This is a genomic window from Shewanella hafniensis (assembly GCF_019655335.1).
GTDB classification, from domain to species: domain Bacteria; phylum Pseudomonadota; class Gammaproteobacteria; order Enterobacterales; family Shewanellaceae; genus Shewanella; species Shewanella hafniensis.
The window spans coordinates 1-13953 of sequence record NZ_BPFD01000040.1; the positions used below are offsets into that span (position 1 = coordinate 1).

Here is a 13953-nt window from a genome sequence, read left to right on the forward strand (position 1 = left end):
TAATTGACTGATTGTGTACATTTGGGCCTTGCTCTCCGTACTTAAGTACGGTGGATTGTAATCCTAAAGCAGATAAACCCCAATAAAACCTTAACGTACGTTTTCGTTCTGTTGGACTTCATACCCCAAATAGCCGTTAATTTATCGACAAATGGATGGATTAGCGTTAACGCCTTAATGGCGCGATGCTAGAATACAAACAAGTTTAAGGCCCCAGAGTTTATCTACATCAATGGGGCCTTTTTATTCGGCGTAAGGTGTGTTCAATGAGTTTTAGTACATGGTTAGGTTTATTGGCTATTTGTTGTTTGGGGGCTATGTCGCCGGGCCCAAGCTTAGCTATGGTGGTGCGCCATACCTTAGGCGGTGGACGGGGCAAGGGTATAGTGTGTGCGTGGGCACATTCGATAGGCATTGGGATTTATGCGTTGGTGACGTTACTCGGCTTAGCGGTTGTACTTAAAAAGGCGCCCTTAGTCTTTAATGGCATTGCGATTCTCGGTGCTTTGTATCTGGCTTGGATGGGAGTTCAGGCGCTGCGTTCCAAGGGCGGTATGCAAGCTAAATTGGCCGCAGGGGAGGCGACAGATACCTTGACCGCCGCCCGTGATGGTATCGCCATTTCCTTATTTAATCCTAAAATCATGCTGTTTTTCCTCGCGTTATTCAGCCAATTCGTGATGGTGGCCGACAGCATGACGGCTAAAGCTTTAATCGTTTTTACCCCTTTAGTGGTCGATGGACTTTGGTATACGCTTATCGCTTTATTGTTATCCCACTCAAGCGTGTTGCCTAAACTACGGGAAAAGGCAGGGTTAATTGATAAGTTGTCCGGCGTGGTGTTAATACTGCTGGCGTTCCGCGTGGTGTACACGCTTTAGTTATTGATTGCAGGTCATCTGTTTCAACAAACAAAAACGCCATCAATCGATGGCGTTTTTTATGTTTTCGCTATGCATGAAAGGCGTGCTTAGCCTTTAAACGTTTGCACTGAATTGTCGGTCTCTTCTGCCACCGCTTCTTGGAGAATCGGCGGATTCGCGATGTGATCGTCTAAGTTGTCACTCAGCATTTCTTTGAATTCACTGCTAAACCATTCTAATGCGCTTTCTTTCTCGGCGCCGAGATCCGCTGATTTAATCGCGGCTTCGAAGGCGTTAAAACGTGCCGCGGCAAAACGCAGTGCCGTGCCAACCTTGCCTACATCTGCTTCTTGTTGGCTTAGCTGATTGGCTAAGGCAATAAACTGATCGGCAAGTTCGTAAATGGTGGTGTTGCTCGTGTCGGTCATAGCGTTCACTCTAAAAAGTAACAGATTAAAGTTGGATTCTAACTTAATTGACGTAAGAAGGAATCGTCAGGCATTAACTATTGGGATCTGTGTCGGTAATGACGACTCCGGTTTGGGAGTCATAACTGATCGAGAGTTTGTCGTTGGTTCGATAGAAATAAGTGCACTTGCCAGGGTTGGTATAGCTGGCTTTGTAGTCGGTTTCAGTCGTATCAACATTTAGGCGTGAGACACTCGGTTGGGTATTTTGGAATAATACTTCCCATACCGAGATACAGTCTTCGACATTATCGAGCGCCGGTGAGGCTTCATTACCAAAGATATAGTGTTGTGCAGGCCAGCCGAAGGCGTTGAAATCCACTTGTTCAGATTGCGCCGTGCCAAATACCGGTAAGTCTTCTTTTGGACCTGAACCCACTTTTACCGCCCAAACGGATCGCGCCAGATTGATAGCTGACTTAAAGCCACCGCCTGCGGCTTTGACTGTGGCGATTTGCGCATCTTGCTGCACATTGATAAATTTTGGCAGGGCCACTACCGCTAAAATACCGAGCACTATGATGACCACCACAAGCTCTATTAAGGTGAAACCCGTTTGATGTCGTTGCATCAATTTATCAGAATGTTGGATCATCATGGCGTATTAGACTGTGCGAGAATGGGCGCACTATAGCATTTAAATTCGAATGTTTTAAATTGAAAGTCTTAAAGCGAAACACAGCAAGCATAGTCTTATCAATTATCGACAAGCATAACCTTCAAACTTGCCATTCCACAGTAGGACTTTTAAGCTAACCCGATAATAAAATTGAGGAAGTAAAATCGTGACTCAGGCGACATGGCAAACATTTATCGATGAGCAAAGGGCTTTGCCTTATTTTCAGCAACTAAGTGCGTTTGTAGACAATGAACGCAGGGCTGGAAAAGTGGTTTATCCTCCCGAAGCCGATGTTTTTAATGCTTTTAGTATGACTCCGCTTGAAAAGGTCAAAGTGGTATTGATTGGTCAAGATCCCTATCACGGCCCAGATCAAGCCCATGGTTTATGCTTTTCGGTCAAGCGCGGTATTAAACCGCCGCCTTCCTTAGCCAATATGTACAAGGAATTAGCGACGGATATTGATGGCTTTACCATTCCATCCCACGGGGATTTATCCGCATGGGCGGAGCAGGGGATATTAATGCTCAATACGGTATTAACCGTTGAGCAAGGTAAGGCACATTCCCATGCCAAAGCGGGCTGGGAAGTGTTTACGGCTGCAGTGCTGGAATTATTGAATCGCCAGACACAGCCGATTATCTTCGTGCTTTGGGGCAGTCATGCCATCAAAAAAGGTCAAGTGATTACTGCACCGCAACATCAAGTGCTTACTGGGCCGCATCCTTCACCTTTATCGGCTTATCGGGGGTTCTTTGGCTGTGGGCATTTTTCTCAAGTGAATCAATTATTACTTGAGCGAGGCAAAGCGCCGATCCGCTGGCAGGTTTAATCTTAGGGTTGCGGGTTTGAGGCAATAAAAAAGGTCTTACTGAGTAAGACCTTTTCTTTGGGCTAAAAACGAATTAGCGAGTTTTCAGTGATTGCGGTCTACAGAAATTTTTGCAAGCGCAACTAAGGCTTGCTTGTAGTCACTATCGGGCAGAATCGATAATGCCTCGATGGCTTTCTCTGATTCTTCAATCGCTTTTTGCTGGGTGTAGTTTAACGCGCCGCAATGGTGTAGTGCTGCCACTATTTTATCTATGGCTTGTGTCCCATCGCCTTGCTCAATTGCTTGACGTATGAGGTGTTTCTCTTCGTCTGTGCCATGGGCAATAGCATAGATGAGTGGCAGAGTCGGTTTACCTTCAGCCAGGTCATCACCTATGTTCTTGCCTAGCTCATCACTGTCGGCGGTATAGTCGAGTAAATCGTCGGTAAGCTGGAAGGCGGTACCAAGATACTTACCATAGTTACCTAAGGCGGTTTCTTGCTCTGGCGTTGCACCCGCTAACACGCCCGCAAGCAGGGTGGCTGCTTCAAACAACTTAGCGGTTTTGCAATAAATGACCCGCATATAGCTGTCTTCTGTGGTATCAGGATCGTTGCAATTCATCAGTTGCAAGACTTCGCCCTCGGCTAACACGTTCGTGGTATCCGCCAACACTCTGAGCACTTTCATGCTGTCGAGTTCGGTCATCATCTGGAATGAACGGGTATAAAGGAAATCCCCGACCAGCACGCTGGCGCTATTGCCGAATAGTGCATTGGCGGTTTCTCGTCCGCGGCGCAATGTCGATTCATCAACTACATCATCGTGGAGCAATGAGGCCGTATGGATAAACTCAATAATCGCCGCTAGCTTTAGATGCGCTTCGCCTTCGTAGTTGACCGCACGTGCGGCTAATACCGACAGCAGAGGACGAAGACGTTTACCACCACCATTAATAATGTAAAAACCTAATTGGTTAATTAGGGCGACATCTGATTCAAGCTGTTTATATATCAGCTGATTGACTGCTTGCATATCAGTGTCAGCCAGTTGACGAATAGCGTTTAAATCCATAGTAGACTCTGGTTGTGGGGTCATTACGTACCGGCCCCTGTTTAGGCTCACGTGTTATAATGAAATGAATTTTACCTAAAATTCTGACATATGACAGCACTAGCTCAACTAATGTGAGAGTTAATCCGGTCTTTTTTTATTCTTTCCTAATTAGGGCTTGCCAGAGTTAGATTCTTCGCGTAAACTCCGCGCCCATTGTCAATAAAGTTTTTATAGCACCCTGCCTCATCCAAGAATGAGCCCGCGTGTTAGGAATTGGAGTAAAATAGCTATGTACGCTGTTTTTCAAAGTGGTGGTAAACAACACCGTGTAGCCGAAGGCCACACTGTTCGTTTAGAAAAGTTAGAAGTTGCAACTGGCGAAACTATCGAATTCGATCAAGTTCTTTTGATCGCTGATGGCGAAACAGTGCATGTTGGTGCTCCTTTAGTAGCTGGCGGTAAAGTCGTTGCTGAAGTTGTAAGTCACGGTCGTGGCGATAAAGTAACTATCGTTAAGTTCCGTCGTCGTAAGCATCACGACAAGAAAATGGGCCACCGTCAGTGGTTCACTGAAGTTAAAATTACTGCTATCAACGCATAATAGGAGTCTAACTCATGGCACATAAAAAAGCTGGCGGTTCTACTCGTAACGGCCGCGATTCAGAAAGTAAACGTCTAGGTGTTAAGCGCTTTGGCGGTGAATCAGTTCTAGCTGGTAACATTATCGTTCGTCAACGTGGTACTAAATTCCACGCTGGTGTAAACGTAGGTATTGGTCGTGACCATACTCTGTTTGCTCTGACTGACGGTAAAGTGAAATTCGAAGTTAAAGGCGCTAATAACCGTAAGTTTATTAGCATCGAAGCTTAATTTTCGAACCTAGCTTATACTGTTAAAGCCCCGCCATTGGTGGGGCTTTCTGTTTTTTGTGCTTCTATTTACGCCGTGTAGATGCTTGAGTTGGTAAATGATTACCAAGAATGAGCATTGACAGGTAAGATTGGGAGCAAAGTATCTCGAGTTTTTTGGCGACCAATGAAGTTAGACGGTATAATTGCTTCATTCAGTGGTGCCAGGAGTAAGTATGAAGTTTGTCGATGAGGCAGTAATTAGGGTCGAAGCAGGCGACGGCGGTAGCGGTTGTGTTAGCTTTAGGCGCGAAAAGTATGTACCTGATGGTGGTCCTGATGGTGGTGATGGTGGCGACGGTGGCAGTGTTTTCCTGCAAGCTGACGAAAACTTCAACACTTTGATCGAGTTCCGTTTTGAACGTTTTCACATGGCTGAGCGTGGCGAAAATGGTCGTGGCCGTGATTGTACCGGTCACAGCGGTAAAGATCTGATCTTAAAAGTTCCTGTTGGTACTCGCGCGGTCGATCATGATACTGAAGAAGTCCTTGGGGATTTAACGACCCACGGTCAAAAGCTATTGGTTGCCAAAGGTGGTTTCCATGGTTTAGGTAACACCCGTTTTAAGAGCAGTACTAACCGTGCCCCACGTCAAAAGACGTTAGGAACACCCGGTGAAGTGCGTAGCCTTAAATTAGAGTTGTTACTGCTGGCTGACGTTGGTTTGCTTGGCATGCCTAACGCGGGTAAGTCGACATTCATTCGTGCGGTTTCCCGTGCAACGCCGAAAGTGGCTGATTATCCGTTTACAACACTAGTGCCTAACTTAGGTGTGGTTAATCCACGTCCTGGTCAAAGCTTTGTGATTGCGGATATTCCTGGTCTCATCGAAGGTGCTGCCGATGGTGCGGGTTTAGGTATTCGCTTCTTAAAGCATCTTGAGCGTTGTCGTATTCTACTGCACATCATCGATATTGAGCCGATTGACGGAACCGATCCGGTTGAGTCTGCGCGCGCTATTGTTGGTGAGCTTGAGAAATATTCTCCAAAGTTGGCGAGCAAGCCGCGTTGGTTAGTCTTTAACAAAACCGATTTGCTGCTCGAAGAAGAGCTGCAAGAAAAGGTTGACCGTATCGTTAAAGAAATGGGTTGGGAAGGTGACGTTTACACTATTTCTGCCTACAACCGCGACGGCACTAATGAGTTGGCATTAAAACTCCTCGATTATATTGCGAGCCTGCCACCAGAAGACAATGAGGTTGACCCAGATAGTGAAGTCGAGTTCAAGTGGGATAATTATCATCAAGCCAACCTTGATTCATTAAATGAAGACTATGTTGATGAAGATGATGACGACGACTTTGATGATGACGACTACGACGTAGAAGTTATTTACCAGAGATAATCTTAACGTCCTAATTTTGAGAGTTCAGTGTACGCAGATACTCAAAATGATATTACTCGGCAAGTTGTGCGTGCTGCACAATTGCTACTGGCCTACGGCGCAGAATCTGATTTAGTTGAAGAAATCAGCCAGCGTCTAGGTCAGGCTTTAGGTCTTGCCAGCGTAGAACTCTCCATTTCCTCCAATTCTCTCGTATTAACCAGCTTGGTTCATGGTCGATGCATCACTACGACTCGTCGCATCCGTGAGCATGGCATTAATATGACCATAGTTTGTGAATTGCAACGCATCTGTTTATTAGCTGAAAAAGGGCTGTATGGCCCCAATGAAGTGCGTAAACGTTTGGCGCGGATTGAGCCTAAAAGCTATCCTCCAAGCTTAGTTGTCTTCATGATTGGCCTGTCTTGTGCTAGTTTTTGTCACCTGTTTAATGGTGATCTTATCTCGTGTGTGATTACCTTTTTTGCCGCAGCAGTGGGTATGTCTGTACGTTTAGCGATTGCTAAGCGGCATTTTAATTTATTGATTAACTTTGCCGTCACCGCTTTTGTCACCAGCATGTTGGCTCAGACGGGCTATGTGTTTGAATTGAGTGAAACCCCTAAGGCAGCTATGGCAGCGAGTGTGCTAATGCTAGTGCCTGGTTTTCCGATGATCAATGCGATATCGGATATGGTGAAAGGGCATATGAATGTCGGCATTTCCCGTTGGGGCCATGCGACCTTGTTGACCGTTTCTTCGGTCATCGGGATTACGATCGCGATGCAGATCGGCGGGATTTTCCTATGATGGAATTACTGATAACGCTGTTGCACGATGCTTTTTTCTCAGCAATCCCCGCCGTAGGATTTGCTATGGTGTTTAATGTTCCTAAACGATTTCTTCCCTATTGCGCTATAGCGGGAGCCATTGGTCATAGCTCGCGCACCTTAATGCTACAGTTTGGTTTACCAATTGAGTGGGCCACCTTTGCCGCGGCTGCTATCGTCGGGATTATTACCATAGGGTTTGGAAAACGCCACTTAGCCCCCCCTTTAATGTATGCTGTCGCCGCCATTATTCCTATGATCCCAGGTACTTATGCTTTTAATACTGTCATTGCCTTAGTGCAATTGACTGCCCAGTCGCAGGTGAGTCCTGAGCTGACGGCACAAGTGATTAGTAATGGCCTCAAAACCGTCTTTATTCTCGGGGCGTTAGCTGTGGGGCTAGCCATGCCGAGCTTGCTGTATTTCAGAACCCGCCCCGTCATTCAATAATTCTATTTCAATAAAACAGGAGTGAGCATGCGCATTGCTATGATAGCCGCGATGGCAAACAATCGAGTCATCGGAAAAGAGAATAAAATGCCATGGCATCTTCCAGAAGATCTACGTCACTTTAAAGCCATGACTTTAGGTAAGCCCGTGGTGATGGGCCGTAAGACCTTTGAGTCCATTGGTAGACCCCTTCCTGGCCGACATAATATAGTGATTTCGCGTCAAACGGATCTCGTTATTGAGGGCGTGACCTGTGTGACTTCTTTTGATGCCGCCAAACAAGCCGCTGGCGAGTGTGAAGAATTAGTGGTGATTGGTGGTGGACAGCTTTATGCCCAATTGCTGCCCTGCGCAGATACCTTATATTTGACACAAATCAAGCTAGAGGTAGAGGGAGATACATTTTTTCCCCACTGGGATGATGGAACTTGGAAAGAAACGGAATCTTTGTCTAGTATAAATGCGGATGGTTTGGAATATCGCTTTATCAACTTGGCAAAAAAATGTTAAATTGCAGCCTCTGTTGTGTACCCTGTGTGTATGGGGCGTCATTTTATCTAACGTATTGCATCATATCGGACATTTAGTTTTCACGGAAAGAAGAGATAGCCTATTTCGTTATCCTAGATTTCGAACGAGAGCTAAAGCCAAGAGGTCAATACCCTTTAGAGACGAGATGCAGCCCATACAAAATTGATAATAAAACTATAAGAAAGTATTAAGGAGTATCGGATGCGTCTTATGCCTGTAGCCTTGGCTACGTTAATTGGATTTAGCTATATTGCTGTACCAACCCCAGCTGTAGCGGGTGTTGACCCACTTGTAGCGAGTATTTGCGATTACGTAAAAGCTAACGATAAAAACCGTCTACGTAAAAAATTAAAAGAAAGCCGTGTTAAGCTACGTCAGATTTACAGTGGCATCAGTTGCGATGGTGCAAGTCTATTGCGTACTGCCTACGGCGCGAGTGCGAATGACGCTGGTGAGTTTGTTGCTAAACGTTTGTCTGTGACTGAACTGAGTGTCGCAGAGGCCGATGGTATGACTATTCAAGCTTGGGCCGAAGCAAACGGTCATGCAGATAGTCCTATCACTGCAGCAGTGAAAGAGCGTCTTGGCGCTGCAGCGGGCGGCGAAGAAGAGTAATCGCTGAGCTGAACTTGTTGCTCCGAACCAGCGGCACTTTAGCCCATTTTGCTGCTTAGTTTCATTCAGTGACGAGTATTAAGCGCTTTGGATTAAACGCTTTGCCTTGAATTAGATAAATGCCGAACTTAAGTTCGGCATTTTTTATGGCCTTAATTTGTGTAAAGTCGGTCAAGCTGGATGTTCGGTAAGATCGGGGAAGTGAATTATGCTCAAAAGAAAGGGCCGCTAAGCGACCCTTGGTTTAGAGGATTTTAATCATTAAAATTTAGACTCTAAATTCGCCGACTGAAGCTTGAAGCTCTTCGGCTAGCTTGGCAACTTGATGGCTAGATTGAGCCGTTTGATCTGCGCCGATAGCGGTTTCTTCCGAAATGGCTGCAATATGCTCTAGTTTTTCAGACACTTGCTGGCTGACTAAATTCTGCTCTTGAGCAGCATGGGCGATATGAGTGCCTGAGTCATAGGCCTTATGCACTGATTGACTAATTGTTTCGAGGGCAATATTGGCTTGCTCCGTTTTTTCAACGCAGGCATTGGCCTGAGCGCGTCCCATATCCATGGCGGCAACGGCTTGTTCTGCACCTTGCTGCAACACTTCGATCATCTGTTGGATCTCTCGGGTCGATACCTGAGTGCGTGAGGCTAAGCTACGGACTTCATCGGCAACTACTGCAAAACCACGGCCTTGTTCGCCGGCTCTAGCTGCTTCAATGGCGGCGTTGAGGGCGAGTAGGTTAGTCTGCTCTGCAATGCCGCGGATCACATCCAAGATTGAGCCAATTGATGCGCTATCAGACTGCACTTTATTGATCACTACTCCTGCCTTGGCGACTTCATCGGCTAAAGCCAAAATAGTCAGTTTGTTCTCTTCGGCAATGGCGCGCATATGCTGAGTTTCTTGGTCGGCTTGCTTGATTTGCTCAAGGGCTTGATCTGCACTTAACGACACCTGTTGCGCGCTAGAGCTCAGTTCTGTGGTTGCTGTGGCCACTTGGTCAACTTGGCTTTTTTGCTCTTGAATGCCCGAGGTGGTTTGCGCTGTGATTGCCGACGTTTGTTCAGCTGCCGCGGCCAGTTGGTTCGACCTATCCAAGATACCGATAATCAAACTGCGTAAGCTATCGACGAGACGATTGCAGTTTTTCGCCAGCTCCGCAAATTCATCGTGTCCAGAGTCATCCAGCTTATGGGTAAGGTTGCCTGAGGCTAAGACGTTAAGGGCATTGTTCACTTGGCTGAGTGAGCGTTTGAGCGGGTTCACTACAGCAAAACTCACAATGACAGCGACAATAATGGCAACTAACACCACAATCATGGTTTGTATGCTAGCAGAGTCAATCTTAGCTATGGTGTCGTTGCTCATATTGGCGGCAACAAGTTCGATGTTATTGCTCACGTCCTCCATGTTGGAATTAATAACTTTCACGTCTTTTTCGATAATACCGAGTTTGATTACGGCTTCTTTAGCATGGGAAAGTTGGCTCGATTTCAGCTGTAACATAGATTGCGGGCCAGTGACGAGTGCTAAAACTTTTTCGATATCTTTAGTGACTGAACTTAAGGTATCCGCATTGACGATACCTTGACCGTGACGATTTACATATTCAAGCTTGTTCTTAGTTTCGCTTATAATGTAGTCCAGTTCTTTAGAGATCAATTCGTGTTTATTGTCTTCTTCATTAGTCACTAAATCTGCAATAGTGGTGATGATATTCCCGAGGCTAGTATCAATCGCGCTGGCTGACGCGGCCAGGCTCTGTTCATCGGGATTTTGACTGCTTTCTAAATCAACAATATCGAGCAGTTCTGATGAGGCATCATCGGCAGCATTTTCGAGTTTTTTCTTTAGATTAATTAATTGTTCTTGCTTGCTTAATGAAGCCTCACGTTCGGCGATCATCGCAAGGCTGTCTCGCTCAAAGCTTGAGAAACTACCGTTTAGTTGGCTGATTAAGGTGGTGAGTTCTGGCTGGCTTTTCACTAATTGGGTGATGTTGGCTATTTCGTTTTTGAACTGAGTGCCATGATCATCGAACACTTTACGAATACTGGGAATATTGGCCGATTTAGGGGTGTGATAAGCAATCAGGATTTGTCTTTGCTGCTCGCTCAAGGTTTCACTGAGGTGATTGGTCGACTTAAGCGCAGGTAAGCTTAATTCTTGCATCATCGCCGAGCTGGCTTTTAGGCTGTTGTTGGTGAGGTAGGATGTAAATCCCAGCACCACGAGCAAAAGCGTGACAATACCAAATCCGCCAATCACTCTGGTGGCTACGTTAAATTTCATAGGATACTCCGATTTTTATTATATTTTTCCAAATGAAAACAGGGCGATTTCAGGGTTAGGCGGCTCAGTCTGTTATCGACTTTAAGCTGTTTTAGTTTAACTCTTTTTTAACTTTTTTTGGGTAATTTTTTGGTCTTTTTCAAGATGCCATAGGGTTAAGTGTTCACCCCAACAACAACCTGTATCTAAAGCCTTTAATTTAGTATCGCCAACCTTGCCCATCAGTGCTGCCCAATGGCCAAAAACTAAGGTGTGGCTCTGTCGTAGAGGCGAAGCAAATTCAAACCAAGGTTTGAGTTGTGGATTAGTACAGTTTTCAGGAGGTTGTTTACAATCAAAATCGAGTCTGCCATCGACATAGAGGTAGCGCATGCGTGTTAATGCATTGATGCAGTAACGTAAGCGTTCTATGCCAATTGCACCTGGGTCCCATTGTTCGGCGCTATCCGAATACATTTGTGCTATCAGTGCCTCAAGATAATCATCTTGTTTGAGTGCACGGCTGACGAGTGCGGTTTCTTCTCTTAATATCTCAAGCGACCACTGCGGTGGCACACCCGCATGACTCATGATGAGCTGGTGTTCGGGTAATTCACGCATTAGGGGTTGCTGTCTCAGCCAGTCAATTGAGGCTGAAATATCGGGTGATTCAAGAATGTCAGTTAAATTATCGCTGGGCTTTGCGCGTTTGAGCTTGCCGTGCAACGCCATTAAGTGGAGATCGTGATTGCCTAAAACCGTTTTTGCAGAATCACCTAAGGAGCGAAAAAAGCGCAGTGTAGCTAAGGAGTCTGGTCCGCGAGCAACAAGATCACCTACAGCCCAGAGTTCATCACGGGAGGGAATAAAATCGACCTTAGCGAGTAATTTTTGTAATTCAGCGAAACAGCCTTGAATATCACCAACAAAATAATGCGCCACAGTGCCCCTTTCCTAATGATATTAATGTAGTAAGCCTGGGGTCGCTAAACGGAAGGGACGGATCGTCGCTTGGAAACGCTCACCCGATTCGCTGACCATACCATAAGTGCCATGCATTATGCCAAGTGGCGTATCGAGCACAGTGCCACTAGTGTATTGATAGGCGGTATTTGGCGCTATGGTGGGCGTTTCACCGACAACTCCGGCGCCTTGGACTTCACTGGTATTGCCATTGGCATCTGTGATTATCCAGTGACGGGTCTCGAGTTTTGCCGCCTGCTCCCCTAAATTGATGATAGTGATGGTATAGCTGAAGAGGTATTTTTCATCCTCGGGTGAGGATTGCTGCTCTATATATTCAGTTTTAACTTCAACCCGAATGGAGGTGTCCAATGCGCTCATTCTTGTTCCTAGGCTTTGGTATAAGGGCACCTAAGTGCCCTGATATATTTATGCTTTTTTATCACAAACCATGTTAGCCATAGCAACATACTGCTGCACGCTAATCTGCTCTGGTCGTTGACTTGAGTCAATCCCTAATTGCTCGAACTCATCGTCAGATAACATGTGCTTTAAGTTATTACGCAGAGTCTTACGACGCATGTTGAACGCCGTAGTACAAAGGTGACGTAGTACGGTCACATCTTTGCAAGGGTATGGCTTGACCGCGTATGGTAGCAAGCGTACGACTGCTGAGTCGACCTTAGGTGCGGGCGTAAAGCTGTGGGGTGGCACTTCGAGAACCGGAACTACTTGGCAGAAGTATTGTGCCATTACCGTTAATCGACCATAGGCTTTACAGCCAGGGCTTGCCGATAAACGTAGCACCACTTCTTTTTGCAGCATAAAGTGCATGGTTTCAATCTGTTCGGCAAATTCGAACAGGTGGAACATTAGCGGCGTTGAAATGTTGTAAGGTAAGTTACCGAACACTTTCATCTTTTTGCCAGGCACACTCAATTGGCCAAAATCAAACTGCAGAGCATCACCTTGGTGAATGGTCAGTTTATCTTTAAGGACTGGGTGTTGATGCAAGCGTTCAACCAGATCGCGGTCGAGTTCGACGACGGTCAGATTATCCACTGCATCGGCTACAGGTTCGGTTAAGGCGCCAAGGCCAGGGCCGATTTCGACCATCACATGGTGATTATCGGGGGCAATAGCACCCACAATGCGGTCAATCACATTGCCGTCGGTAAGGAAGTTTTGTCCGAAACGCTTTCTGGCCGTGTGGCCTAAATGTACTTTGTTGCTCATTAATAATGTAATCGTTTAGTTCTTTGAGGATAACTCAATGGCTTTATTCAGAGCACAGACAAAACTGCCAATATCGGCTTTGCCTGTACCCGCGAGTGTGAGCGCCGTACCATGGTCAACCGAGGTACGAATATAAGGTAAACCTAAGGTGATGTTTACCGATTTGCCAAATCCTTGTGACTTGAGAACGGGAAGTCCTTGGTCATGGTACATGGCCAAGACGACATCGGCGTCCTGTAAATATTTAGGTTGGAACAGGGTATCGGCCGGTAAGGGACCGACAATATTCATTTGAAACTCTTCTCGTAACTCGTTGAGTGCGGGAATAATCACGTCGATTTCTTCACGCCCTAAATGACCGTCTTCACCTGCGTGTGGATTGAGTCCACAGACATAAATTTTCGGCGAAATTATGCCAAATTTGCTGATGAGATCGGCATGTAGAATCTTGATAATATGCTGTAGGCGCTGACGTGTTATCGCCTTTGCAACATAGGCCAGCGGGATATGAGTCGTGACCAGCGCCACTTGCAAACCCGGCGTTGCCAGCATCATCACTACATCGGGGCAATTTGCTTGATGGGCAAAAAACTCAGTATGGCCACTAAAGGAAATACCTGCTTGATTGATAATGCCTTTATGCACGGGGCCTGTCACGACAGCATCAAACTCGCCGCTCATGTTTTTCTCACCCGCATAACGCAAGGTTTCAACTACATAAGTGCTGTTTTGCTCATCGAGCTGACCACAAATCGATTCGCTCACTAACTTAAAGGGCGCTATGGTTAATGTGCCCGCTTCTTGCGGTTTAGGCGCTTGATTTGGCTGGTAAGGACGGAAAGTCACTTGCAAACCGAGTTGTTTAGCTCGGCTCGCTAATAATTCTGGATCCGCACAAACGACTAACTCAGCAGGCCAAGCCTGCTGAGCGAGTTGTACGACTAAATCGGGGCCGATACCTGCGGGTTCACCCGGGGTAACGGCAATACGTTTAGTGCTCAATTAAC

17 protein-coding genes are annotated in these 13953 nt (G+C 46.2%); 9 read left to right on the forward strand and 8 right to left on the reverse strand.

Going from position 1 to position 13953, the window contains the following annotated elements; translation table 11 throughout:
• Positions 1-266 precede the first annotated feature (266 nt).
• Positions 267-881 carry a LysE family translocator gene (locus tag K5Q99_RS12490; RefSeq protein ID WP_220777044.1) on the forward strand — a complete coding sequence of 205 codons (615 nt, stop codon included), beginning with the start codon at positions 267-269 and terminating at the stop codon, positions 879-881.
• Between the two features lie 89 nt (positions 882-970).
• On the opposite strand, the gene K5Q99_RS12495 is transcribed toward K5Q99_RS12490, so the two are convergent.
• Positions 971-1291 carry a DUF3144 domain-containing protein gene (locus tag K5Q99_RS12495; protein WP_220777045.1) on the reverse strand — a complete coding sequence of 107 codons (321 nt, stop codon included), beginning with the start codon at positions 1289-1291 and terminating at the stop codon, positions 971-973.
• A 73-nt stretch (positions 1292-1364) separates the two neighbouring features.
• Entirely contained in the window at positions 1365-1928 is a 564-nt protein-coding gene (locus K5Q99_RS12500; RefSeq protein WP_106649674.1) for a pilus assembly FimT family protein, read from the reverse strand.
• 187 nt (positions 1929-2115) lie between these two features.
• Between K5Q99_RS12500 and ung the strand changes: the two genes are divergently transcribed.
• Positions 2116-2781, forward strand: coding sequence for a uracil-DNA glycosylase (gene ung, locus K5Q99_RS12505; RefSeq protein ID WP_220777046.1), 666 nt, complete (start codon positions 2116-2118; stop codon positions 2779-2781).
• Between the two features lie 84 nt (positions 2782-2865).
• Here ung and ispB read toward each other — a convergent pair whose 3' ends face one another.
• On the reverse strand, positions 2866-3837 hold the full coding sequence (gene ispB / locus K5Q99_RS12510; protein WP_220593014.1) for an octaprenyl diphosphate synthase: 972 nt from the start codon (positions 3835-3837) through the stop codon (positions 2866-2868).
• A 271-nt stretch (positions 3838-4108) separates the two neighbouring features.
• Here ispB and rplU point away from each other — a divergent pair, with 271 nt between their 5' ends.
• The 7 genes from rplU (at position 4109) to K5Q99_RS12545 (ending at position 8478) form a co-directional block, all read left to right on the forward strand.
• Positions 4109-4420: a 50S ribosomal protein L21 gene (rplU, locus tag K5Q99_RS12515; protein WP_006080526.1), complete on the forward strand. Its 312-nt coding sequence runs from the start codon at positions 4109-4111 to the stop codon at positions 4418-4420.
• Positions 4421-4434: 14 nt separating this feature from the next.
• Positions 4435-4689 carry a 50S ribosomal protein L27 gene (gene rpmA, locus K5Q99_RS12520; protein ID WP_006080527.1) on the forward strand — a complete coding sequence of 85 codons (255 nt, stop codon included), beginning with the start codon at positions 4435-4437 and terminating at the stop codon, positions 4687-4689.
• Positions 4690-4903: 214 nt separating this feature from the next.
• Positions 4904-6073: an Obg family GTPase CgtA gene (cgtA, locus tag K5Q99_RS12525; protein WP_106649677.1), complete on the forward strand. Its 1170-nt coding sequence runs from the start codon at positions 4904-4906 to the stop codon at positions 6071-6073.
• A 27-nt stretch (positions 6074-6100) separates the two neighbouring features.
• Complete coding sequence (locus tag K5Q99_RS12530) at positions 6101-6862, forward strand: threonine/serine exporter family protein (RefSeq protein ID WP_220777047.1); 762 nt, start codon at positions 6101-6103, stop codon at positions 6860-6862.
• Complete coding sequence (locus K5Q99_RS12535) at positions 6859-7332, forward strand: threonine/serine exporter family protein (RefSeq protein ID WP_106649679.1); 474 nt, start codon at positions 6859-6861, stop codon at positions 7330-7332. Before K5Q99_RS12530 ends, K5Q99_RS12535 begins: the two co-directional genes overlap by 4 nt.
• 27 nt (positions 7333-7359) lie before the next feature.
• Complete coding sequence (folA, locus tag K5Q99_RS12540) at positions 7360-7842, forward strand: type 3 dihydrofolate reductase (protein ID WP_220777048.1); 483 nt, start codon at positions 7360-7362, stop codon at positions 7840-7842.
• A gap of 222 nt (positions 7843-8064) precedes the next feature.
• On the forward strand, positions 8065-8478 hold the full coding sequence (locus K5Q99_RS12545; RefSeq protein WP_220777049.1) for a DUF3718 domain-containing protein: 414 nt from the start codon (positions 8065-8067) through the stop codon (positions 8476-8478).
• 268 nt (positions 8479-8746) lie between these two features.
• Here the strand turns inward: K5Q99_RS12545 and K5Q99_RS12550 are convergent, their stop codons facing one another.
• From K5Q99_RS12550 to pdxA, 5 genes are all read right to left on the reverse strand, one after another.
• Positions 8747-10768, reverse strand: coding sequence for a methyl-accepting chemotaxis protein (locus K5Q99_RS12550; RefSeq protein WP_220777050.1), 2022 nt, complete (start codon positions 10766-10768; stop codon positions 8747-8749).
• A gap of 96 nt (positions 10769-10864) precedes the next feature.
• The gene (locus K5Q99_RS12555; protein ID WP_220777051.1) at positions 10865-11689 is read right to left on the reverse strand and encodes a symmetrical bis(5'-nucleosyl)-tetraphosphatase; all 825 of its coding nucleotides are present in this window, start codon (positions 11687-11689) and stop codon (positions 10865-10867) included.
• A gap of 21 nt (positions 11690-11710) precedes the next feature.
• Positions 11711-12091 (reverse strand): Co2+/Mg2+ efflux facilitator ApaG/CorD, encoded by a 381-nt coding sequence (gene apaG, locus K5Q99_RS12560; RefSeq protein WP_028761528.1) that lies wholly within the window; start codon positions 12089-12091, stop codon positions 11711-11713.
• Positions 12092-12139: 48 nt separating this feature from the next.
• Positions 12140-12946, reverse strand: coding sequence for a 16S rRNA (adenine(1518)-N(6)/adenine(1519)-N(6))-dimethyltransferase RsmA (gene rsmA / locus K5Q99_RS12565; RefSeq protein ID WP_106649684.1), 807 nt, complete (start codon positions 12944-12946; stop codon positions 12140-12142).
• 15 nt (positions 12947-12961) lie between these two features.
• A complete protein-coding gene (pdxA, locus tag K5Q99_RS12570; RefSeq protein WP_220777052.1) occupies positions 12962-13948 on the reverse strand; it encodes a 4-hydroxythreonine-4-phosphate dehydrogenase PdxA in 987 nt (328 codons plus the stop codon).
• Positions 13949-13953: the final 5 nt, after the last annotated feature.